The sequence below is a fragment of the Lentilactobacillus fungorum genome (genome assembly GCF_016860605.1).
GTDB classification, from domain to species: Bacteria; Bacillota; Bacilli; order Lactobacillales; family Lactobacillaceae; genus Lentilactobacillus; species Lentilactobacillus fungorum.
This window is the reverse complement of record NZ_BNJR01000004.1, coordinates 266,667-288,037: the sequence shown is the minus strand read 5'-3', so window position 1 is coordinate 288,037 and position 21,371 is coordinate 266,667. Positions and strand designations below refer to the sequence as shown.

The 21,371-nt window shown below is 42.1% G+C and carries 23 protein-coding genes, 1 tRNA gene and 1 other annotated feature; of the genes, 21 read left to right on the top strand and 3 right to left on the bottom strand.

All coding sequences use genetic code 11. The annotated features are described in order from the left end of the window. Positions 1–540: 540 nt before the first annotated feature. Both YK48G_RS01485 and YK48G_RS01480 read right to left on the bottom strand, forming a co-directional pair. The gene (locus YK48G_RS01485; RefSeq protein WP_203628928.1) at positions 541–759 is read right to left on the bottom strand and encodes a hypothetical protein; all 219 of its coding nucleotides are present in this window, start codon (positions 757–759) and stop codon (positions 541–543) included. 417 nt (positions 760–1,176) lie between these two features. Beyond that, a tRNA-Arg gene (locus YK48G_RS01480) sits at positions 1,177–1,250 on the bottom strand. Between the two features lie 427 nt (positions 1,251–1,677). Then, positions 1,678–1,753: a sequence feature (ribosomal protein L21 leader region), on the top strand. A gap of 17 nt (positions 1,754–1,770) precedes the next feature. Between YK48G_RS01480 and rplU the strand changes: the two genes are divergently transcribed. The 13 genes from rplU (at position 1,771) to recN (ending at position 10,957) form a co-directional block, all read left to right on the top strand. Continuing rightward, the gene (rplU, locus tag YK48G_RS01475; protein WP_203628927.1) at positions 1,771–2,079 is read left to right on the top strand and encodes a 50S ribosomal protein L21; all 309 of its coding nucleotides are present in this window, start codon (positions 1,771–1,773) and stop codon (positions 2,077–2,079) included. A 23-nt stretch (positions 2,080–2,102) separates the two neighbouring features. Continuing rightward, positions 2,103–2,438, top strand: coding sequence for a ribosomal-processing cysteine protease Prp (locus YK48G_RS01470; protein ID WP_203628926.1), 336 nt, complete (start codon positions 2,103–2,105; stop codon positions 2,436–2,438). A gap of 24 nt (positions 2,439–2,462) precedes the next feature. Next, a complete protein-coding gene (rpmA, locus tag YK48G_RS01465; protein WP_203628925.1) occupies positions 2,463–2,756 on the top strand; it encodes a 50S ribosomal protein L27 in 294 nt (97 codons plus the stop codon). Positions 2,757–3,030: 274 nt separating this feature from the next. Further along, positions 3,031–3,591 (top strand): elongation factor P, encoded by a 561-nt coding sequence (gene efp, locus YK48G_RS01460; RefSeq protein WP_203628924.1) that lies wholly within the window; start codon positions 3,031–3,033, stop codon positions 3,589–3,591. Between the two features lie 42 nt (positions 3,592–3,633). Beyond that, complete coding sequence (locus YK48G_RS01455) at positions 3,634–4,074, top strand: Asp23/Gls24 family envelope stress response protein (protein ID WP_203628923.1); 441 nt, start codon at positions 3,634–3,636, stop codon at positions 4,072–4,074. Continuing rightward, a complete protein-coding gene (nusB, locus tag YK48G_RS01450) occupies positions 4,074–4,487 on the top strand; it encodes a transcription antitermination factor NusB (RefSeq protein WP_203628922.1) in 414 nt (137 codons plus the stop codon). The genes YK48G_RS01455 and nusB overlap by 1 nt, the downstream gene beginning before the upstream one ends. Positions 4,488–4,567: 80 nt before the next feature. After that, complete coding sequence (locus YK48G_RS01445; RefSeq protein ID WP_203628921.1) at positions 4,568–5,434, top strand: bifunctional 5,10-methylenetetrahydrofolate dehydrogenase/5,10-methenyltetrahydrofolate cyclohydrolase; 867 nt, start codon at positions 4,568–4,570, stop codon at positions 5,432–5,434. After that, positions 5,424–6,782 (top strand): exodeoxyribonuclease VII large subunit, encoded by a 1,359-nt coding sequence (gene xseA / locus YK48G_RS01440; protein WP_203628920.1) that lies wholly within the window; start codon positions 5,424–5,426, stop codon positions 6,780–6,782. Before YK48G_RS01445 ends, xseA begins: the two co-directional genes overlap by 11 nt. Before the next feature lies 1 nt (position 6,783). Then, positions 6,784–7,050, top strand: a complete 267-nt coding sequence (locus YK48G_RS01435; RefSeq protein ID WP_203628919.1) for an exodeoxyribonuclease VII small subunit — start codon at positions 6,784–6,786, stop codon at positions 7,048–7,050. After that, a complete protein-coding gene (locus tag YK48G_RS01430) occupies positions 7,025–7,948 on the top strand; it encodes a polyprenyl synthetase family protein (protein WP_203628918.1) in 924 nt (307 codons plus the stop codon). The genes YK48G_RS01435 and YK48G_RS01430 overlap by 26 nt, the downstream gene beginning before the upstream one ends. After that, on the top strand, positions 7,929–8,741 hold the full coding sequence (locus YK48G_RS01425; RefSeq protein WP_203628917.1) for a TlyA family RNA methyltransferase: 813 nt from the start codon (positions 7,929–7,931) through the stop codon (positions 8,739–8,741). Before YK48G_RS01430 ends, YK48G_RS01425 begins: the two co-directional genes overlap by 20 nt. Positions 8,742–8,778: 37 nt before the next feature. Further along, positions 8,779–9,237, top strand: a complete 459-nt coding sequence (locus YK48G_RS01420; RefSeq protein ID WP_203628916.1) for an arginine repressor — start codon at positions 8,779–8,781, stop codon at positions 9,235–9,237. A 22-nt stretch (positions 9,238–9,259) separates the two neighbouring features. After that, entirely contained in the window at positions 9,260–10,957 is a 1,698-nt protein-coding gene (gene recN, locus YK48G_RS01415) for a DNA repair protein RecN (protein ID WP_203628915.1), read from the top strand. Between the two features lie 183 nt (positions 10,958–11,140). On the opposite strand, the gene YK48G_RS01410 is transcribed toward recN, so the two are convergent. Continuing rightward, entirely contained in the window at positions 11,141–11,446 is a 306-nt protein-coding gene (locus tag YK48G_RS01410; protein ID WP_203628914.1) for a hypothetical protein, read from the bottom strand. 173 nt (positions 11,447–11,619) lie between these two features. On the opposite strand from YK48G_RS01410, the gene gmk reads away from it, so the two are divergent. From gmk to pknB, 8 genes are all read left to right on the top strand, one after another. Beyond that, positions 11,620–12,234 carry a guanylate kinase gene (gene gmk, locus YK48G_RS01405; RefSeq protein WP_203628913.1) on the top strand — a complete coding sequence of 205 codons (615 nt, stop codon included), beginning with the start codon at positions 11,620–11,622 and terminating at the stop codon, positions 12,232–12,234. A 2-nt stretch (positions 12,235–12,236) separates the two neighbouring features. Then, a complete protein-coding gene (gene rpoZ, locus YK48G_RS01400) occupies positions 12,237–12,449 on the top strand; it encodes a DNA-directed RNA polymerase subunit omega (protein ID WP_203628912.1) in 213 nt (70 codons plus the stop codon). Positions 12,450–12,562: 113 nt separating this feature from the next. After that, positions 12,563–13,771, top strand: coding sequence for a bifunctional phosphopantothenoylcysteine decarboxylase/phosphopantothenate--cysteine ligase CoaBC (gene coaBC / locus YK48G_RS01395; RefSeq protein ID WP_232365242.1), 1,209 nt, complete (start codon positions 12,563–12,565; stop codon positions 13,769–13,771). A gap of 32 nt (positions 13,772–13,803) precedes the next feature. Next, on the top strand, positions 13,804–16,203 hold the full coding sequence (gene priA, locus YK48G_RS01390; RefSeq protein WP_203628911.1) for a primosomal protein N': 2,400 nt from the start codon (positions 13,804–13,806) through the stop codon (positions 16,201–16,203). 18 nt (positions 16,204–16,221) lie between these two features. Then, a complete protein-coding gene (gene fmt / locus YK48G_RS01385; protein WP_203628910.1) occupies positions 16,222–17,166 on the top strand; it encodes a methionyl-tRNA formyltransferase in 945 nt (314 codons plus the stop codon). Beyond that, a complete protein-coding gene (gene rsmB, locus YK48G_RS01380; RefSeq protein WP_203628909.1) occupies positions 17,167–18,504 on the top strand; it encodes a 16S rRNA (cytosine(967)-C(5))-methyltransferase RsmB in 1,338 nt (445 codons plus the stop codon). A 14-nt stretch (positions 18,505–18,518) separates the two neighbouring features. Continuing rightward, positions 18,519–19,268: a Stp1/IreP family PP2C-type Ser/Thr phosphatase gene (locus YK48G_RS01375; RefSeq protein ID WP_203628908.1), complete on the top strand. Its 750-nt coding sequence runs from the start codon at positions 18,519–18,521 to the stop codon at positions 19,266–19,268. Then, positions 19,261–21,318 carry a Stk1 family PASTA domain-containing Ser/Thr kinase gene (pknB, locus tag YK48G_RS01370; RefSeq protein ID WP_203628907.1) on the top strand — a complete coding sequence of 686 codons (2,058 nt, stop codon included), beginning with the start codon at positions 19,261–19,263 and terminating at the stop codon, positions 21,316–21,318. Before YK48G_RS01375 ends, pknB begins: the two co-directional genes overlap by 8 nt. Positions 21,319–21,371: the final 53 nt, after the last annotated feature.

Sequence of the window (21,371 nt, the reverse complement as noted above, 5' to 3'; positions counted from 1 at the left end):
ACCATCACGATAACCCCCAATCAGCTTCGAATATAAATGTACAAAACTCCAAGTCGATATTACTTTATATGTTCAGTATATATCTTATTGGTGATGGTGAAGATTAAAATGTCAACATCGACGTAAATAGGTTGATTATCTGTAAGACCATTTTCTGCCTTTTTTGCCGGGAGAAGAGGGGTAAATAATAGCATTTATACTTATTTTTCTATATTAATTGGGCATGAGCATTTTTCAGGCCTAAAATAATTCCTGATAGTTGACCAACAAAGAAACAAATATGAGAGAATGGTTGTTTCGAAATTCTCGTTGACCGTTTTTTGACCTGAGTTCTATAAAAGAGGAAACTTAAAGACAGTCATAATCACCGTCCAATGGGGGCTTGCTCAGGGTTATAAGCTCGTGTTACCTGTCAGCGTCTCAAGGTACTGGCCTTTATGTATACAATTCAGACTAGAATGTGATGATTACTTCGCCATCCCCTTCAGGGAGGGTGAGGCTGGGACTTTTGTCCCAGCCTCCATTACATAATTCATAATTTTATTTTTGCTGATCAGTTGGTGATTTTAGATGCTTCTTTTTGATAATCCCGTGAACTCCAATAGCTAGAGCAGTAAAACCGATTAAAAACATTACTTGCCATGTATCTATGAAGCTCCAAATGTCCATCAACAGCAGCAAAGCGATGATCCACCAAAGCCAAGACGTAAAGAATTTATAGCAAAAGACAATGAACAAAACTGCCAAAATCATGAGCATCACGATAACCCCCAATCAATTTCGAACATAAATGCACGAAACCCCAATAAGATATATACTTTATATATTAAGTATATATCTTATTGGTGATGGTGAAGATCAAAATGTCAACATCGACGTAAATAGGTTGGTTATCTGTAAGACCATTTTCTGCCTTTCTTGCCGGGAGAAGAGATGGATAATAGCATTTGCACTTGTTCTTCTATATTAATTGGGGCATGAGCGTTTTGTGGTCCCAAAATAATTCCTGATAGTTGACTAATAAAGAAACAAATATGAGAGAATAGTGGTCGTTGACCCTCTTTTGACCCGAGTTTTATAAAAGAGGGAACTTAAAGACAACAAAAAAACGCGCTCAACCCATAGCCCGTCAGGATTGAACGCGTTACATCAACACTTAGTAAAAAGTGCTGACAATGTCGCAAGAGAGATTCGAACTCTCGACCTACGGTTTAGAAGACCGTTGCTCTATCCAGCTGAGCTATTGCGACAAATCAACAATAACAATTATATGGGATATTTCAGGGGGAGTCAATGTCTAAGTGACGGATTAAGCTGAATAATTATTGTGATTCAAGTGAGAATATTTAGTTTTTATTAAATTTTCGTTTGTTTATCCCTAATGATTTGATGACCAGTTAGTAATTGGTTCATAATGAACTTGTAGTGCAGTTGCACTATTGTTTTTAGGAGGTGGAAGTTGTGGGATTCGTTATATTTATTGTTCTTATTTTCATTATTTGTGGAATTTTTCAATATTTTGCCGACTCTTCAACATCCATTCGGGGGAATGGCAAACATTTAGCTCAAAGAAAGTAGAAAAATCAACCGGCGAAACGGTTGTTTTTTTGTTTTAGGAATTATGAGTTGACGAAACAATGATGGTTATGTATACTAGTAACGTTGTAATTGTGGCTTCCACAGCTACAACCGCTCGATTCGAGCTAAAGTGTCGAGATTCGGCCGCTCTGTTTCGGCGAGTCTAAGCAAAAATATAAGGAGGTGCACAATATGTACGCAGTGATTACTACAGGCGGAAAGCAATACAAAGTTTCTGAAGGTGACGCTATTTACGTTGAAAAGTTAGACGCAAATGAAGGTGACAAAGTTACTTTCGACCAAGTTGTGATGGTTGGCGGCGATACAGTGAAGGTTGGTACGCCGTTAGTTGATGGCGCATCTGTTACTGGTACTGTTGAAAAGCAGGGTCGGCAAAAGAAGATCATCATTTTCCGTTACAAGCCAAAGAAAGGTTCACGTTCAAAGAAGGGTCATCGTCAACCATATACAAAGGTTGTTATTGACTCAATTAAGGCCTAATTGATACACGAGGTGTTCAACCGATGATACAAGCAACCATTAATCATTATCATCAATATATTAGTGGCTTTATCATTACCGGTCACGCGGATGCCGGAGAGTACGGACAAGATATTGTTTGTTCAGCCGTGTCAGTTCTGAGTATTGCGACCGTTAATGGCCTTCAAGAGGTGGCTGGCTTGGACATTGAAGTCGACAGCCACGATGATGAGGGTGGTTATTTATCAGTGAGCATCCCAGTCATTACCGATTCAAAGAAAAGCATTCAAGCAGATGCAATTTTGAAGACTTTTCAAAACGGAATGGCTGATATTGCATCAAGTTATAGTCAATATATTAATTTAACAATGACAAAATAACAAATTGGATTCGGAGGTGTCATCATGTTAGCAATGAATTTACAATTTTTCTCTCACCATAAAGGTGGTGGATCAACTGCCAACGGCCGAAACTCTGCTGGTCGTCGTTTAGGAACTAAAGCAGCTGATGGATCATCAGTTCATAGCGGTTCAATTATTTACCGACAACGTGGAACCCATATTTACCCGGGCAATAACGTTAAGCGTGGTAATGACGATACGTTATTTGCATTAGTTGACGGGGTTGTCCGTTTTGAAAGAAAAGGTCGCGACAAACGTCAGGTTTCGGTATATCCAGTTGCTGAAGCTGCTAAGTAATCGTTAGAAATTTTGAATGAAAAGCTGGGACAAAACACCTGTTTTGCTTCCCAGCTTTTTTATCAGGTGTTTGAACTTAATCGATTAAAGTTGGATATTTCACCAAAAAGTATTATATAATTAGGTATGTTACTTTACATTTAGAATAGCGCCACCAGGCGGGAACTTGATCAGTACCTTGAACATAATTGTTAAAGCTTGAATTATGTGTTCAAAGAACGTTTGCTTTTTAAGCGCCTGGTTTTGCTTACTATTTTTATTAGGAGGAACTAGAATGGCAATTTCAACTGCTGATTTTAAGAACGGTTTGACCATCGAAGTTGATGGTGCAATTTGGAGAATTTTAAGTTTTCAACACGTAAAACCCGGTAAAGGTGGCGCGTTCGTGCGTTCAAAGCTTAAAAATTTGCGGACTGGCGCCGTTCAAGAAAAGACTTTCCGTTCCGGTGCAAAGATGGAACAAGCCCAAATTGATACCCGGAAGATGCAATACTTATACGCAGACGGTGATCAACATGTCTTTATGGACATGGATACTTATGACCAAATTTCAATTCCAGCTGAACAAATTAAGGATGAGTTGAATTACTTGCAAGAAAATATGGAAGTCAACGTTATCCAGTATGGAACTGAAACTTTAGGAGTTGAATTGCCAAATACGGTTACCCTTGAAGTTGCGTCAACTGAACCTGGAATTAAAGGCGATACGGCTTCTGGCGGTTCTAAACCGGCTACAATGACGACCGGCCTAACCCTTCAAGTACCATTCTTTGTTAATCAAGGGGACAAGTTGGTGATTAATACAACCGATGGTACTTATATTTCCCGGGCCTAATCAATAGAACTGGCTGATTTGATTGAAAACGGAGGCTTTGAAATGGCTGAAGATACGAATATTACACTTCATACAAATGATCCTGAATTAGGAAAAATTGAGATTGCCCCCAATGTTTTGGAAATTATTGCTGGGGTTGCTTCAACAGAAGTTGACGGTGTTAATCGGATGCGCGGGTCGTTTTCCAGCAGCGTTAATGAACTATTGGGCCGCAGAAAGGAACATAGCAAGGGTGTTAAATTAACCTACGCCAACGAAGAACTTGTCGTTGATATTTATGTTTATCTCAATTACGGTGTCTCCGTACCAAAAGTTGCTTTGCAGATTCAAAGCCAAGTGGAACAACAGCTTTACTTTATGACAGATCTCAAGGCTCATGAAGTAAACGTCCACGTTCAAGGCGTGATTCCAGAAAAGACGACCAGTACGGTTGACCCCAATAATCCCTTTGCAACTGATGATGAAGAAGACGGTGAGAACTAGTGGAACTAACCAGGCATCACATTAGAGAAATTGCATTTCAAACCTTGTTTGCTTTAAATACCAACGAGCAAACCGATTGGCAAGATTTTTTTCAGGTATTGACTGACGGTCAGTACGGTGATGAGTACCCAAAGTATCTTCATCAATTGATTGCGGGGGTTTTAGATCATAAACCGGCGATCGATCAACTAATTCAAAAGTACTTAATTGCCGGCTGGTCACTTAACCGAATTGCTAAGACCGATTTGATTATCTTAGAAATCGCGCTTTATGAAATGATTTATGTTGACGATTTACCTGCTAAGGTTTCAATTAACGAAGCAATCGAACTGGCAAAAAAATATAGTGATGATCGTTCCCGAAAATTTGTTAACGGGATATTGTCACATGCACTTGAAGAACTGGTAAAATAGATTTACACATCTGTAAGTCTATTTTTTTGTACATACGCTTACAACGATATGAATTGACTTTAGAGAGGAAGAGATTTTAAATGGCAACAGTTATTGACGGCAGGGCACTTGCTAAACAGTTAAATCAAACTACTAGTAATCGGGTTAAAACCCTCCAAGAGCGTTTTGGGATCACACCTGGGTTAGTTGTCATAATTGTCGGCGATGATCCGGCAAGTCAAAGATATGTGCGTAATAAGAACCGAACTGCTACGCGTTTGGGAATCAACTCCACCGTCAAACAGTTACCAAAAGACACGACCGAAGAAGCGCTTCTGGCGTTGATTGAGCATTATAATGCAGATCCGGCGATTCATGGTATTTTGGTTCAAGATCCCTTGCCTGACCAAATTAACGAAAAAGATATCACCAGAGCGATTTTACCCGAAAAAGATGTGGACGGATTTCACCCAATCAATGTTGGGAAGTTGTACTTAAACGATACGACTCAATATCCTGTATCATGTACGCCTAAAGGAATTATGACGATGTTTTCAGAATACGGGATTTCGCTCAAGGGTAAAAATGCGGTTATGATTGGGCGAAGTGCAATTGTCGGCAAACCAATGGCTGCCTTGATGCTCAACCAGGGCGCAAGTGTCTCAATCCTGCATCGATACACCAAAGATATTACCGAGTATACTAAGCAAGCCGACATTATTGTATCGGCTACTGGGCACTTACACACGTTAACTAAAGAGGCTGTCAAAGAAGGAGCAGTAGTCATTGACGTTGGTCAAAATATCAATGAGGCTGGGCACTTGGTAGGTGATACCGATTATGATGATCTAGTTAATAAAGTTGCCTATATCACGCCGGTACCAGGTGGCGTCGGACCGATGACGATCGCAACTTTGATGCAGCAAAGTGTTGATTTAGCAGAATGGAGTATTCAAAGTGACAAATGATCGTTTCGCGACCAGTTATTTAACGGTTAGCGCATTAACTAAATATATTAAAAGAAAGTTCGATGTGGATCCGTATCTATCTAAGGTGTATCTGACCGGCGAAATTTCTAACTTTCGATTACGGCCCAATGCGCATCAATACTTTAGTTTAAAAGATGATCATGCTAAAATTAGTGCAATCATGTTTAAATCGGCGTTCAATCGAATCAAGTTCACTCCCGAAGAAGGGATGAAGGTTTTAGTTGTCGGCCACATTTCCGTTTATGAGCCAAGTGGTAGCTATCAGATTTACGTTGAACAAATGGAACCGGATGGGGTTGGCCAACTTTATCAGGCGTACGAACAGTTAAAGAAAAAATTAGCCGGCGAGGGATTATTTGCCCTACCCAAAAAGCCACTACCGAAATTTCCCAAACGAATTGCCGTGGTGACATCACCCAGTGGGGCAGTAATTCGCGACATCATCACCACGGTTCGCAGGCGATATCCGATTGCCCAAATTGTCCTGTTTCCCGCTCTCGTTCAAGGAAACGAGGCGAGCGCTGACATTGTGGATCAAATCCATCGGGTTAACGCGCTGGGCCGCTTTGACACGCTCATTGTTGGCCGTGGTGGTGGTTCTATTGAGGACCTCTGGCCATTTAATGAAGAAAATGTTGCCAGAGCAATTGTTGGTAGTAAAATTCCAGTGATTTCTTCGGTTGGTCATGAAACGGATACAACGATTGCAGATCTCGTAGCCGATGTTCGTGCCGCGACCCCAACGGCTGCCGCTGAGTTAGCAGTGCCGCAATTAGATCAGGTACTTGTCGATTTAAAGACCACCCAAAATCGGATTATTAACGCTACTTACCAACAAATTGAACAAGAAAAACTCAAGCTAAAGCGACTGCAAACCTCGCCAGTTTTCTCAACCCCTCAACGGATTTACGAGACTTTTTCTCAACATCTTGATTTATTAAACCAACGGCTCGTTAATCAGGCCGATAAGATTACCAGCAAGCGCAAAGAACAATTCACTGACTTAAAAATGCGTTTGCGACTAGTGGCACCAACTTATCTAATCAAAGAGCAGCAACAGCGCTTGGCAACGCTGCGTAATCGCTTGAATCAAGGAATGGCTCAAAATTTAAAAAATCAGCGCCAACAATATCAGGTACTCGTCGGTTCACTGGATCATTTAAGCCCGCTTAAAATTTTAAGCCGAGGTTATACGTACACAACCGATGAACAGGATCATTTGATTGGAAAAGTTGCCCGATTACAGACCCATTCAATTAAGGTCCATTTTACAGACGGTGTTATCAAGGCAACCGTTACCAAAATAACTAAGAAAGAGGGTCACTAACATGGCCGATCAACAAGACAATCAAACTTTCGAGCAGAAAATGGCTGAACTGGAAAAAATTGTCACGCAATTAGAACAGGGAAACGTTTCGTTAGAGGACTCCATGGAAAAATTTAAAACCGGTATCCAATTGAGCGAACAGCTCCAAACAACGCTGACGAATGCGGAACATACCATGGCTAAAATGATGGCCAAAGACGGCAGTGAAGTACCGTTTGAAGGCTCGGATAAGCAATCAGAGGATGGTAGCGATGATCAACAATCTTAACGCTTTTCGTTTGAAGTGGTTACCTAAAATTGACGCTTGGTTGGCCGATGGGATTCAACAAGACGCCGACCAAAAAATGTTGGGTGAGTCAATGGCTTATTCCGTCAATGCTGGCGGCAAACGCCTGCGGCCATTGTTTACGCTGGCTACTTTAACGACCCTGGGTCAGCCGATTGATGACGATCTGCTAAAAGCCAGTTGTGCGTTGGAACTCATGCATGCTTATTCACTGATTCACGATGATTTACCAGCAATGGATAATGATGACCTACGGCGGGGAAAAGCCACCAACCACATCGTTTACGGTGCTGGGATGGCGACCTTAGCCGGGGATGGATTACAAACGTTGGCGTTTCAATGGTTGGTTGATAATCATCTGAGCGATGCCATTAAGACTCAATTGGTATTGGCGTTAGCTAAAGCGGCAGGGCCAAGTGGAATGGTTGCTGGCCAAGCTGATGACATTGAGTTTGAAGGCACCCGGTTATCATTACCACAGCTTAAGAAATTGGATCGAAATAAAACCGGTGCCTTGATCCATTATTCGATTGCTGCCGGCTTGATTATGGCTCAAGTGCCGCCAGCAAAACAACGAGATTTATTAACGTTTGCTGATGATTATGGCGCAGCGTTTCAAATTTATGACGATATTTTAGATGTCGTTGGGACCGAAAAACAAATTGGCAAGCCAGTTCACCAAGATGCCGATAAGAACACTTATCCAAACCTTTTGGGCCTTAATGGCGCTTATCAAGCGTTAAACCAGGTTGTTCAACACGCACGACAAGCGCTTAAATCCGCTGGCCAAGATCTGAGGGTTGACGTTTCCTTATTAGCAGACTTTTGTAATTACTTTAAATTGAAGGATGAAAAAAACAATGGAAAAGCAACGAGTTGACGTGTTATTGGTAACCCAGGGATTATTTGATACTCGAGAGAAAGCCAAACGGGCTGTAATGGCCGGTGAAGTGTTGGGGAATAACGAAGAACGACTTGATAAGCCTGGAACCAAAATTCCTGTCGATACCGAGTTGCATCTAAAGGGAAAGCCAATGCCATACGTCAGCCGAGGTGGCCTAAAACTAGCCAAGGCACTTAAAACGTTTAAAATCAACGTCAAAGATTTAGTGGTTTTGGACATTGGTTCATCAACGGGCGGCTTTACCGACGTGATGCTTCAAAATGGTGCGAAATTAAGTTACGCGCTGGATGTTGGCAGTAATCAGCTGGTTTGGAAACTCCGACAAGATCCGCGGGTCATTGTGATGGAACACACTAATTTTAGATACAGTCAGCCAAGCGATTTTACTCACGGTCAACCACAATTTGCTTCAATTGACGTCTCCTTTATTTCGTTGGAACTTATTTTGCCAGTCCTAAAAACGATCTTGGTCCCTGATGGCGAGGTGGTCGCGTTAATTAAGCCTCAATTTGAAGCGGGTAAAGCAAACGTTGGCAAACATGGAATTGTTCGAGATCCAGCAGTTCACCGCATGGTTTTAGAAAAAATCTTAACTTTTGCCGTTAATAGTGGCTATACTGTTGAAAATTTGGATTTTTCACCTATTAAGGGCGGCGCTGGCAATATTGAGTTCTTAGCACAACTCAAATCGGTTAAGAATCCCGTCATGGCGGACAACGTTTCGATTGAAAAAGTACTTGAAAACGCTTATTCTGAATTAAAGGGATAATCTTTTATCCTTTCAATATCATTCCGGGGGTGAAAGTATGCGCAAAAAAGAGCGCCAACGATTAATCAAACAATTACTAACCAGTAATAATATTCAACGTCAAGAGGATTTTGTGTCTTTACTTGACCAAAAAGGCGTCAAAGTTACCCAAGCGACAGTTTCCAGAGACATTAAGGACATGCAATTGGTGAAGGTCCCGTCCGTGACTGGTGGCTATCGTTATAGTTTACCAACCCAAAAGAATATTGATACCGAAAAGAAACTGGTCCAAACGATTCGGGATTCTTTTGTGTCGGTCGATTCACAGGATAAATTTGTTTTTTTAAAGGTTCTCCCGGGAAGCGGCCCCATTATTTCGAGTCTACTTTACCAAATGAATTACAGTGAAATATTTGGCACGCTTGGCGATGATAATACGGTTTTAATTATTTGTAAAACTGAAGCAGCTACACTTAGTTTCCGCGATCAGATTAACCACATGCTGAGCACGGAATAGTAATCATTGAAAGGGTTAAATTATGTTACTTGAACTATCAATTACTGATTTTGCAATAATTGAACACTTAGACATTGAATTTCAATCAGGAATGACCGTTTTAACTGGTGAAACTGGTGCCGGGAAATCAATTATTATTGACGCAGTCGGATTGCTTGTTGGCGGTAGAGGATCTCACGACTTAATTCGAACTGGCGCTAAGAAGTCGGTGATTCAAGGTAATTTTATCCTCCACGATGATAATCCTACATATGCTGTTTTAGATGATCTTGGCATCGATCATCCTGACGGTAACGTGATTATTGAACGAGAGATCTTCGCTAACGGTCGAAACAGCAGCCGGGTCAACGGCATCATGGTCAATATTGCCTCACTAAAGCGAATTGGAGAAATTATCGTTGATATTCAGGGGCAAAACGAACATCAGGAATTAATGAAACCAGAGCGGCATATCCACCTGTTGGATGATTTTGCTGAAGCCCAATTAACCCCGGTCTTAATTTCTTATCAAAAAAAATATGATCAATTTATCAAGCTGAGTGAGTTAAACGAGAAGAAACGGCAAAACGAAAAACAATGGGCCCAGCGAGTTGATATGCTTAAATTTCAAATTAAGGAAATTGAAGCTGCTGACCTTCATCAAAATGAAGATACTGAATTAACGACTGAACGTGATCGACTGACCAATTTTCAAAAAATTCATGATGCATTGTTGACGAGCTATAACGGTATTAACGGCGATGATGTGGGGCCGCTGGATTCAATCGGCTCTGCAATGAGTGCCATGCAAGAAATTGAAGATTTAGATACGGATTATAAACAAATTTCGGATAATCTATCGGGAGCTTTTTTTACTTTGCAAGATGTGGCCAGTCAAATTTCGGATCAATTAAGCAGCCTCGAATTTGATCAGGAAAGACTGGATCAGGTTGAGCAGCGGCTGAACACAATTTATCAACTAAAACATAAATATGGGGATTCGGTTGATCAGATTTTGGATTATTTGCAAAAAATTCAAAAGGAATTAAACGACATGGTGGGTACTGTGAATGAAGATGAGGATCTTGATAAGCAGCTCGCGACCATTAAGGCATCCTTAATTAAAGATGCCGACCAAATCAGCAATATTCGTAAAAAATCAGCTAAAGCGTTGGAAAAAGCCGTTCATCAGCAATTAGCTGACCTTTATATGGATAAAGCTGTCTTTGAGGTTAGGTTTAAACAAAATCGTGTATTAAACCGGCTGGGGGCTGATCACGTTGAATTTTATATTCAGACAAACCCAGGTGAAAAGATGCTGCCATTGGTTAAATCGGCTTCCGGTGGCGAGCTTTCCAGAATTATGCTGGCGCTAAAAACAATGTTTGCGCGGGCAGCTGGGGTAACTTCAATTATTTTTGATGAAGTTGATACAGGCGTCTCTGGAAGAGTCGCCCAAGCAATTGGTAATAAGATCTATACAATTTCGAAAAAATCACAGGTATTATGTATTACGCATTTGCCACAGGTAGCGGCAATGAGTGACCATCATGACTTTATTGAAAAACGAATCACTCAAAATCGAACCACAACGACAATTACAGAATTAACTGCTAAACAGAGTATTAATGAAATTTCTCGAATGTTAGCTGGTACTGCAGTTACTAAACTGACCAAGGAACACGCCGAAGAATTACTGCATTTAGCGGACGACGAAAAAGTTAAAATTAGTAACGGTTAGTTTGAGAGTGACTAATTAAAATATCAACGGGTTAACCAAACATTTTGAACCTTGCATGTTTGGCTAACCCGTTGATAGTCATAAAACGATTTTGAATTGTTATCTGTTGAATAAAAGTGGACTGGTAATCATCTACTAAAGATAGTTTAACTAATCTGTGAGCCAGACCATCGGCAGTTATCGTTAAAACTTTTTGATTGCTTGGACTTCACCTAATGAAAAGAGTCGGCTCAGTCGGTTACTAGCTGAGGTGACAACAAATCGTTGCTCGTTGATTTGTTTCAGATGGCCGGCAATATCTGGTGTCTGATCATTAAATTGGATAACGACTGGGAAGTTTTGAGTCAAAGCTTGATTAATAAATAGCTTTAGCTGAAAAGTTGGCATCTGTTTAACACGATTGGTAGTCGTTACGAGTTCAAAGAAGCGGTTATAGTTATCCTTAACCGATTTTGTAATTTCTGATAGATAGGATTGGTTGTTCTGCATGTTATTCACCCCGAACGTTTGTTTGTGATTTCATTATACGAACAACCGTTCGAAATTGCAAGCCCAATTTTCGAAATACCGACCGATTTGAATTCGCTGGCGATAAGACTTGTCAAATCAGCAAAAAAGGGCGATAATTGTGGGTACTATAAATATTTGAAGGGATTTTTTCAATGGCTAAAAGAGGAATGTTGATTGTTTTGTCAGGCCCATCAGGAGTTGGCAAGGGGACGGTTCGAAAAGCGCTATTTGAAGAGCCAGACGTTGATTTTGAATATTCAACTTCGATGACTACTCGAAAGCCCCGCCCGGGTGAAAAAAATGGCGTGGATTACTATTTTGTCTCTAAAGAACAGTTTGAAAAAAATATCCAAAATGGTGAGATGCTTGAATACGCAAAATACGTTGACAATTACTATGGAACGCCATTAAAATATGTAAATGAGACCTTGGACTCCGGTCGAGACGTATTTCTAGAAATCGAAGTCAATGGGGCCATGCAAGTTCGCGCCAATTGTCCAGATGCCGTTTTTGTTTTCTTAACACCGCCAGATTTGATGGAATTAAAGCATCGGCTAATTGGCCGGGGAACTGATAAGATGGATGTTATCAATCGGCGAATTAAAAAGGCGGTCGGCGAAATCAGTATGATGCGTAATTACGATTATGCGGTTCTAAATGATAAGGTACCGCTAGCCGTTGATCGAATCAAGTCAATTATCAGAAGTGAACGATTACGAGTTGCTCGGGTGATGCCCGATTATGAATCAATGTTAGGAGAAGACTAATTATGTTACTTTATCCATCAGTCGATAAGTTGCTGGATCAAATCGATTCGCGTTATTCGTTGATCATGTTAGCCAGCAAGCGCGCCCATGAATTGGATGCGGGTGCCAAACCATTATTGGATCATTATGAATCCCAAAAGTCAGTTGGAAAAGCATTGGAAGAAATTGCTGCTGGCGTTTTAAAAATTGATCCAAAGCAACAAGATTTTAACTAAACGATTTACGAAAGGCTGGGACAAAACAATCATTTGTTTTGAACCAGCTTCTTTCTTTTTCAAGAAAATATTTGTTACAATGATTGACGAACAATGAAATGGTGGTGATTGACTTGCTTTCGAATCAAAATGTCGCTTTATTTGTAACTGGTAGTATTGCTGTGTACAAATCGTTAACGTTGACCCGACTTTTAGTTAAAGCTGGCAACGATGTTCACGTTATTATGACCAAAGCTGCCCAACAGTTTGTTAAGCCATTGACGTTTCAAACCTTGAGCAAAAACCCGGTGATTGTTGATGACTTTTCTGGAGATGATCCAACCAGCATTCCCCACGTTAAAATTGCTGATGATGCTGATCTTGCGATTATAGCGCCGGCAACCGCTAACACCATTGCTAAGCTAGCCAACGGGATCGCTGATAACGTTGCGTCAGCTGCACTGCTGGCAATTGATCAGCCCATTTTTGTCGTGCCGGCGATGAATAATAAAATGCTGGCTAACTTTGCTACCCAACAGAATATGCAAGAATTAGCCGATCACGGGATTCACATGATGCCTGCTGTTGAAGGCTTTCTGGCGGAGGGCTATTCTGGTCGCGGTCGAATGCCAGAACCCGAAGCAATTTTTGACTGGGTCAATCATACATACACAGATGCTTCAGATCGCCTCTCAGGTAAAAAACTGATCGTCACGGCCGGTGGTACCCGCGAAGCCCTTGATCCAGTTCGGTATTTGACAAATCGCTCATCTGGTAAAATGGGCTATGCGATTGCAGCGGCGGCCCAAGGAGCAGGAGCTGAGGTCACTTTAATTTCAGCAAATTCGGCACTGCCGGTGCCCAATCATGTTCGCCTGATCCGCGTTGAATCTGCCAACGAGTTACTGGCCGCTGTTAAGAAGGCCTTCCCAGTTGCTGATGGGCTAATAATGGCCGCTGCGGTCGCTGATTATCGTCCAGCAGTTGTTGCCAATCAGAAGATTAAAAAGACTGCTGCTAATCAGACGATGACTTTAGAACTTGTTCGCAATCCGGACATTCTTCAAACCATTTCAACTAGCAAACGTCCCGGGCAAGTCGTAGTGGGATTTGCTGCTGAGACAAATGATTTAATTGCGAATGCAGCCAAAAAGATTAAGGCCAAAAAGTTAGACTTAATCGTTGCCAATGATGTTGCCAACAAACAAATTGGGTTTAATGCCGATCAAAATCAAGTGACATTTTTGTTTGCGGATGGACAGCAAATTAAGTCACCACTTGAAAGTAAGGCAGCCATTGCGGAGCGGTTGATTCAATTAATTACCGACCACTTTTTAAACTGATGAATGAATTAAACTGAAAGGAGCAGTCACCGTTGCAGATCGCTCAAGTAATCGTTGATGTTCCAACGCGACAAACTAATAATCCCTACAGCTACCTCATCCCGGATACCTTAAAGGACCAAGTTATGGTCGGAATGCGGGTTGAAGTCTCATTTGGTAATCGTAAGGTGACTGGTTTTGTCGTGGCTGTTACGAATAAGTCCGAGTTTGACGGCAAACTTAAGCCAATTGATTCATTGATCGACTTAGCGCCAGTCATTAACCCGGAACTACTAAAATTGTCGTCTTGGTTGGCTGATCAAACCTATTCATTTAAAATTAGTTGTTTGCAAACAATGTTGCCGGGGGGGATGCGAACGCGGAATCAAAAACGATTAATCGCCAAAGATGACGTCATTGTCCAACAGCACCCCGAGATTTTTCATGGTCATCAAGAAATTGATTATAATCAAAAACGGGCCGACGATAAAACCGTTGCGACTGTGCTTAAACTTCAACGGGCCGGTCAGATTCAAGTGGTGGAAAACTTAACGCATCATACGCATCCAATGATGTTAAAAGCTTATCGAGGCGAAATTTCTCCAGCGACAGCCCAATCAGCATTAGCAAAGGTTCGAAAAAACGCAACCTGCCAAATTAAGTTATTGGATTTATTAATGAAGCACCCCAACCAGACCTTTCTTCAAAGCAAATTAACGGCTGACGGCATCACGGCCACCACTTTAAAAACTGCCCAACAGCGGGGTTGGCTTAAAAAAACCGCCGTCCAACGGGTACGTAACCCATTTTTGCGGCCGACCAAACCTACCGCGCCGCTGCAGCTGAATGCCGATCAAAAACGGGCAGTTGATCAGATTAATACGGCAACGACCCAACGTGCTGATCAAGTTTTCTTACTAGAAGGCGTGACGGGCTCGGGTAAAACTGAAGTTTATCTTCAATCAATTGCCCATGCGTTGGCACTCGGGCGAACAGCGCTGATGCTAGTTCCGGAAATTACGTTAACGCCCCAAATCGTTGCCAGAATCCGCAGCCGGTTTGGTGATCAAGTGGCCATGCTGCACAGTGCGTTGTCAAATGGCGAACGGCACGATGAGTGGCAGCGAATTAACAGCGGTCAAGCTAAAGTCGTGGTAGGGGTTCGATCAGCTATTTTTGCCCCCCTTAAAAATATCGGTTTAATTATTATCGATGAAGAACATGACAGCAGCTACAAACAAAGTGATAACCCTCGTTACCAAACCCGTGATGTTGCTAAATGGCGTGCCGGCTACCATCATTGCCCAGTTGTTTTAGGTAGTGCGACGCCTTCATTAGAATCGCGGGCCAGGGCAATGAAAGGGGTCTATCAGTTGCTCACACTGCCACATCGCATCAACCGACAGGCTTTACCGCATGTTTCAATTGTTGATATGAAGGAAGTTGCTACCAAACGACAAGGTATTTTATCAGATCAACTCATTGACGCGATTTCGAGTCGGCTTAAACGTCGTGAACAAATTATTTTATTATTGAATCGGCGGGGCTACTCATCTTTTTTGATGTGTCGAGACTGCGGTTACGTGCCTAAGTGTCCTAATTGTGATATCTCATTAACGGTACATAAGGATACACATACACTAAATTGCCACTACTGCGGGCATAAAGAACCAATTCCAATGGTTTGTCCAAACTGTCATAGTAATCGAATTCGCTTTTATGGTGTTGGCAGCCAGCAATTAGAAGAGCAGGTCAAGCAATTATTCCCAACTGCGCGGGTTTTAAGAATGGACGTTGATACGACAAGGCGAAAGGGGGCCCATGAGGCAATTATTAATCAATTTGGTGCCCATCAAGCCGATATTTTGCTCGGCACTCAGATGATCGCAAAGGGGTTGGATTTTCCAGAAGTAACGTTGGTTGGCGTGTTAAACGCCGATTCAGCATTGCAATTTCCAGATTTTCGTTCAAGTGAGCGAACATTCCAACTACTAACCCAAGTCTCGGGGCGCTCTGGTCGCGCAGATAAGGTTGGCGAAGTGATTATCCAAACGTTTAATCCGGATCATTACGCAATTCAACTTGCCCAAACGCAAGATTACGAACGCTTTTACGCAACTGAGATGCGGGTTCGCCATGATGGCAAATATCCGCCATATTACTTTACGGTTAAGGTAACTGGTAGTGCGGCTAATGAGAATCAAACGGCCGCGGAAATGTTTGGTATCCTAAACTTTTTAAAGGATCGGTTATCTTCACAAGCGATTATTTTGGGACCTACCCCAAAGGCAATTACACGAATTAATAATCGTTATTATTATCAAATTATCATTAAATACCGAAAAGAACCGCAACTGCGGTCCGCCCTCGATCAGATACTGATGGATTCTCAAAAAAAACAGCGAGCAGGCCTCCAGGTTGCGATTGATAATGAACCACTGGATTTTATGTAAACGAAAGGATTGATGAAATTGACAACGATTGTTTTTATGGGCACACCAAAGTTTGCAGTGCCAATTCTACAGGGGCTGGTTGATCATGATTACGAAGTGGTCGCGGCCGTTACGCAGCCTGATCGCCCAGTCGGCCGTAAGCACAAGATTCAACAGACACCGGTTAAGGTATTGGCCGAAAAGCTGAATATTCCGGTCTATCAGCCAACTAAGTTAAGTGGTAGCCCAGAAATGCAGCGGGTGATTGATTTGCATCCGGATTTGATTGTAACGGCCGCCTATGGTCAGTTTTTGCCAACCAAGATGTTAAATGCCGTTAAAGTGGCGGCGATTAACGTCCATGGGTCGTTGTTGCCAAAGTACCGTGGCGGCGCGCCAGTTCAGTATGCAATTATGAATGGTGACCAGCAAACCGGAATTAGCTTAATTTATATGGTAAAGAAAATGGACGCTGGCGATATTTTAGCCCAACGAGCAATTCCCATTAAAAAGGGCGATGATACCGAATCACTCTTTGCTAAATTAAGTTTGGTGGGTCGCGATGTCTTGCTGGAAACTCTTCCTAAAATTATTGCTGGCGATGTGCAGCCCATTAAACAGGATGAAGCTCAGGTTGTTTTTTCGCCGAATATTAAACCGGAAGAAGAAAAGCTAGCCTTTGAAAAATCGGCCTTTTTAGTCGATGCTAAGGTTCGGGCATTACGGCCAGACCCAGGCGCCTACACGATTTTAAACGGTAAGCGAACAAAGATTTGGCAAACCGAAGTCATTAATGAAAAGGTTGAGCAAGCCCCCGGTGTCGTGGTTAAAAAAGATAAGCATCACTTATATTTGGCTGCCGGCCAGCAAACGGTTTTGTCATTATTGGAAGTTCAACCGGCGGGCAAACCCAAACAAGCAATTACAGATTATTTAAATGGTAGCGGCCAATCAATTAAGGTCGGCCAACAGGTGATAAACTAAATGAAATTTAAAACGAATAACCCTAGGCAACTTGCAGTCGAAACCCTTGTCAAAACAAGTACTGGTTCATATTCTAACTTACAAATCAATGCGGTGATCCAGTCGACGTCGATGAATGACGCCGATAAAGCGTTGTTTACCAATATTGTATACGGTGTTATTCAACACCGGTTAACGTTGGCTTACCAATTGCGGCCGTTTTTGCGAGAACCCAAGAATACAGAACCTTGGGTTAAAGAGCTGCTGTACACGGCGATGTATCAGCAGACTTATCTTGATCGGGTTCCTAAGCGGGCAATTTTTGACGAAACGATCAAAATTGCCAAAACGATGGGCCACGATGGGACCAGACGATTTGTCACCGGGATTTTGCATCAAATGGACCGAAAAGGGACTCCTAGCGTGGATGCGATTAAAGATGAGGTAGAACGTCTCTCCATTACTTATAGTGTTCCAACTTGGCTGGTAGTGATGCTGCAGGAACAGTTGGGCAAGCCAAAAGCCAAAGCAATTTTACAATCACTTAATAAAGCGCCGAAACAATCCGTTCGAGTCAATACTAGCAAAATTAGTAAGCCAGCTTTAATTACGAAGCTAAAAGCGGCCGGCTTCGACGTTCATCAAAGCGCGGTTGCCGAAGAAGGCCTTATAATTGAAAACGGTCAAATTGTTCACAGCCCATTTTTTGCGGCTGGCTTGTTAACAATTCAAGACGAAAGTGCGATGTTACCAGTTGAGGCAATGACCCTCAAAGCCGATGACATGGTTTTAGATGCTTGTAGTGCCCCTGGCGGCAAAACAACTCAGATTGCCACTCGATTGACTACCGGAAAAGTTTTCGCGTTAGACATCCACAAAAACAAGCTTAAAACGGTGATGAAGAACGCGACTCGGTTAGGAGTTAACCAAAAAATTGACACCTTTGAGCTTGACGCGCGAAAGGTCGATGAAAAGTTCCCTGATCAGTTATTCGATCAAATCCTAGTGGATGCACCCTGTTCGGGATTAGGCTTATTGCGACGAAAACCGGAAATTCGGTACGATAAAACCCCGGCAGATATTGATCATCTAAGTGACATTCAGCTGCAGATTTTAGAGGCAGTCGCGCCAAAAGTTAAGACTGGTGGTATGATTACGTATAGTACTTGTACGATTGTCGATCAGGAGAATCAGGACGTTATTGATCAATTTATCCAAAAGCATCCCAATTTTGAGGTTGCGTTCACCCCAACTGATTTACAATTACACAGCCAGCGCAGTGAAAAAGAGCTCAAAATTTATCCCGATGACTATGGTTCTGATGGCTTCTTTGTTAGTTCCTTAGTAAGGAAATCATAACGGAGTTGGTTTACATGCAAATTGCGTATCAATCATCGACGGGCAAAGTTCGTGATAAAAACGAAGATGCCGTCGGTTCGTTTTCAAACAAAAAGGGCTTGGTATTAGCTATTATTACCGATGGTATTGGCGGCAATAATGCCGGTGAAGTTGCTTCTCAAATGGTCGTTAGCCATTTTGGCGACAGTTTTCAAAAAACCGACATCGACAGTTTGGATGAACTCGAAACCTGGTTTGAAAACAAACTGACGGAAGAAAATACGACAATTATTAAAGAGTCCAATACGGATAGCCGGTTGCATGGAATGGGAACGACCATTGTCGCGGCCTTAATTGATGGTCAACAAAGTTTAATCGCTAACATTGGCGACAGTCGCGGCTATATTTACTCAAACGGAAAGCTCACCCAAATTACAGAAGATCATTCTTATGTCAATGAACTCGTGAAACACGGGGATTTGACCCCTGATCAGGCAAAAAACAATCCATACAAAAATATCATCACAAAAAGTTTAGGCATTAACGATGATTCGGTTGCGGATTTTAAGCCGCATACGGCCGCTTTAAATGATCAGATTTTACTTTGCACCGATGGCTTGACTAATATGGTTGATGATTCAGATATTGAAAAAGTGTTGGCAATGGATGAGCCACTGCAAGCAAAATGCAACTTACTGGTATCAATTGCGAATCAAAACGGCGGTTTAGATAATATTACCGTTTTGATTGCGCAATATGATTCGGAGGTGAAAGCCGATGAATAAGGGGTACGTCCTCAACGGCCGCTATGAAATTATCAGCCGGCTAGGAGAGGGAGGAATGGCGGATGTTTATCTTGCTGAAGACCTCATCTTAAAGCGAAAAGTGGCTGTAAAACTGTTGCGGCTTGACTTCCGTGACAATCCTAAAGCCAAAAAACGATTTCAACATGAAGCAATGGCCGCTACCCAATTAGACAACCCCCATATTGTTGGCATCTATGATGTTGACGAAGTTGAGGGGATGCAGTACTTAGTCATGGAGTACATCGATGGCGAAGACTTAAAGAAATATATCAGTGATCATTTCCCGATCCCGTATGCTGAAGTTGTCAACATCATGGAACAAATTTGTTCAGCGGTTAGTGAGGCTCATCGGCATCACATTATTCACCGAGACTTAAAACCGCAAAATATTTTGGTTGATCAAAACGGTTATATCAAAATTACTGACTTTGGGATTTCTCGGGCTGGCACTGAGGATACGATGACCCAAACTAGGTCAATTATTGGGTCGATTCACTATCTATCCCCAGAACAAATTAAAGGCGAGATGGCCACGCAGCAATCTGATATCTATTCATTGGGAATTATCCTGTATGAATTGTTAACTGGGAAAGTCCCCTTTACGGGTGACACAGCGGTGTCAATTGCGATTAAACATTCCCAACAGGCGATCCCGTCAGTCAGAGACTTTGACCCCCGAATCCCTCAGGCGATGGAAAACGTTGTTCTAAAGGCAACAGCTAAAGACCCAAATGACCGTTATCCAACGGTTGAACGACTTGCGGATGATTTGAATACGTCGTTGGATCGTTCACGCGCCAATGAATCAAAATTTGTTGTCCCGAACCATCATCCCGATTTGAATGAAGCTACCCGAGTGATGCCATTTTCACCACTTTCAGATGAAAAGGCTGCTGCCGATCAGGTCGAAAAAAGAACTGGCCCAACGAATGCAGCCACCAAGAATCCCAAGAAAAAGCCGCCAGATCGAAAGAAAAAGCGGCGCCGGCGCATCATAATTACCGCTATTTTCGGCTTATTGGTACTTGTAGTAGCGTTTATTTTGATTGCTACAGCAAGTGGTAAAACGGTGGTTCCTGTCATTAGTGGTACGACTGAAAATGAAGCGTCCAGAAAAATTCAGGCTGCCGATTTACAAGTTGGTAAGATCCGGTATCACAGCAGTGATCAAGTCGACCGCAACCGCGTCATTTCTTCTAATCCAAAGGAAAATACCAAAGTTAAAAAGAATACCAAAATATCGTTGGTTGTGAGTTCTGGCCCACGAAAAGTCCTTGTTGGGAACTATGTTGGTCAAAATTATCAAACTGTTAGACAAAAACTTGAACGGGAGGGCTTTAAAGTCAAAAAGCGAAACGCACCTTCTGGGACGTTTAATGCTGGCCGAATTTTACAACAGGATTTTCGAGCTGGAACCAAACTTAATCCAGCTAAGCAGACACTGACTTTTGTCGTTTCGACAGGCATTAAGCAGATTACGTTAAAAGACCTTACCGGAATGACAAAGAGTCAAGTGGTTAATTACGCTAACAAGGAAGAAATCAACCCAACCTTTGATTACGTTTATTCAAATGATCAACCAAAGGGGAGAGTTGTCCGTCAATCGCCTGGCGCTAATGAAGTGATTCAACAGGGTGGTAACGTTGCAGTTTGGCTGTCTAGAGGGGCCAAGACCAAGCAACAGGATACGCTCAAAAGCTTTAATGTTCGGGTGACGATTCCTTATCTGAACGATCAAAGCAGCTCAACGCCGCTAGCTGGCAGCAATAGTAGTGAGACAACCGTATCCGGCTCAAGTGATGCTGATACACAGTCTACGCCAACAGCCAATACTGAAAATGTGGTCTTCATTTACTTAAAAGATCATGATCACGATTTTTCGACCATTTATAAACAAATGGTTATCACAAAAGATACAACGGTCATGCTACCATTTAAGTTAACTAAAAACGAAGTTGGTCGCTATAAAGTCGTTCGTGATGGCAAGACAATTTTGCGGGACAACAACGTCACCCAAAATTCCCAATAATAATTACTGCAAACTAAGATTACTTCTCCTATAATGATAGGTGAAGTAATTTT

Excerpts from the sequence above, each read along its gene's own strand:
- YK48G_RS01485 (WP_203628928.1), bottom strand. The coding sequence starts at position 759 with ATGCTCATGATTTTGGCAGTTTTGTTCATTGTCTTTTGCTATAAATTC.
- rplU (WP_203628927.1), top strand. The coding sequence starts at position 1,771 with ATGTACGCAGTGATTACTACAGGCGGAAAGCAATACAAAGTTTCTGAA.
- YK48G_RS01470 (WP_203628926.1), top strand. The coding sequence starts at position 2,103 with ATGATACAAGCAACCATTAATCATTATCATCAATATATTAGTGGCTTT.
- rpmA (WP_203628925.1), top strand. The coding sequence starts at position 2,463 with ATGTTAGCAATGAATTTACAATTTTTCTCTCACCATAAAGGTGGTGGA.
- efp (WP_203628924.1), top strand. The coding sequence starts at position 3,031 with ATGGCAATTTCAACTGCTGATTTTAAGAACGGTTTGACCATCGAAGTT.
- YK48G_RS01455 (WP_203628923.1), top strand. The coding sequence starts at position 3,634 with ATGGCTGAAGATACGAATATTACACTTCATACAAATGATCCTGAATTA.
- YK48G_RS01445 (WP_203628921.1), top strand. The coding sequence starts at position 4,568 with ATGGCAACAGTTATTGACGGCAGGGCACTTGCTAAACAGTTAAATCAA.
- YK48G_RS01435 (WP_203628919.1), top strand. The coding sequence starts at position 6,784 with ATGGCCGATCAACAAGACAATCAAACTTTCGAGCAGAAAATGGCTGAA.
- YK48G_RS01430 (WP_203628918.1), top strand. The coding sequence starts at position 7,025 with ATGGTAGCGATGATCAACAATCTTAACGCTTTTCGTTTGAAGTGGTTA.
- YK48G_RS01425 (WP_203628917.1), top strand. The coding sequence starts at position 7,929 with ATGGAAAAGCAACGAGTTGACGTGTTATTGGTAACCCAGGGATTATTT.
- YK48G_RS01420 (WP_203628916.1), top strand. The coding sequence starts at position 8,779 with ATGCGCAAAAAAGAGCGCCAACGATTAATCAAACAATTACTAACCAGT.
- recN (WP_203628915.1), top strand. The coding sequence starts at position 9,260 with ATGTTACTTGAACTATCAATTACTGATTTTGCAATAATTGAACACTTA.
- YK48G_RS01410 (WP_203628914.1), bottom strand. The coding sequence starts at position 11,446 with ATGCAGAACAACCAATCCTATCTATCAGAAATTACAAAATCGGTTAAG.
- gmk (WP_203628913.1), top strand. The coding sequence starts at position 11,620 with ATGGCTAAAAGAGGAATGTTGATTGTTTTGTCAGGCCCATCAGGAGTT.
- rpoZ (WP_203628912.1), top strand. The coding sequence starts at position 12,237 with ATGTTACTTTATCCATCAGTCGATAAGTTGCTGGATCAAATCGATTCG.
- rsmB (WP_203628909.1), top strand. The coding sequence starts at position 17,167 with ATGAAATTTAAAACGAATAACCCTAGGCAACTTGCAGTCGAAACCCTT.
- YK48G_RS01375 (WP_203628908.1), top strand. The coding sequence starts at position 18,519 with ATGCAAATTGCGTATCAATCATCGACGGGCAAAGTTCGTGATAAAAAC.
- pknB (WP_203628907.1), top strand. The coding sequence starts at position 19,261 with ATGAATAAGGGGTACGTCCTCAACGGCCGCTATGAAATTATCAGCCGG.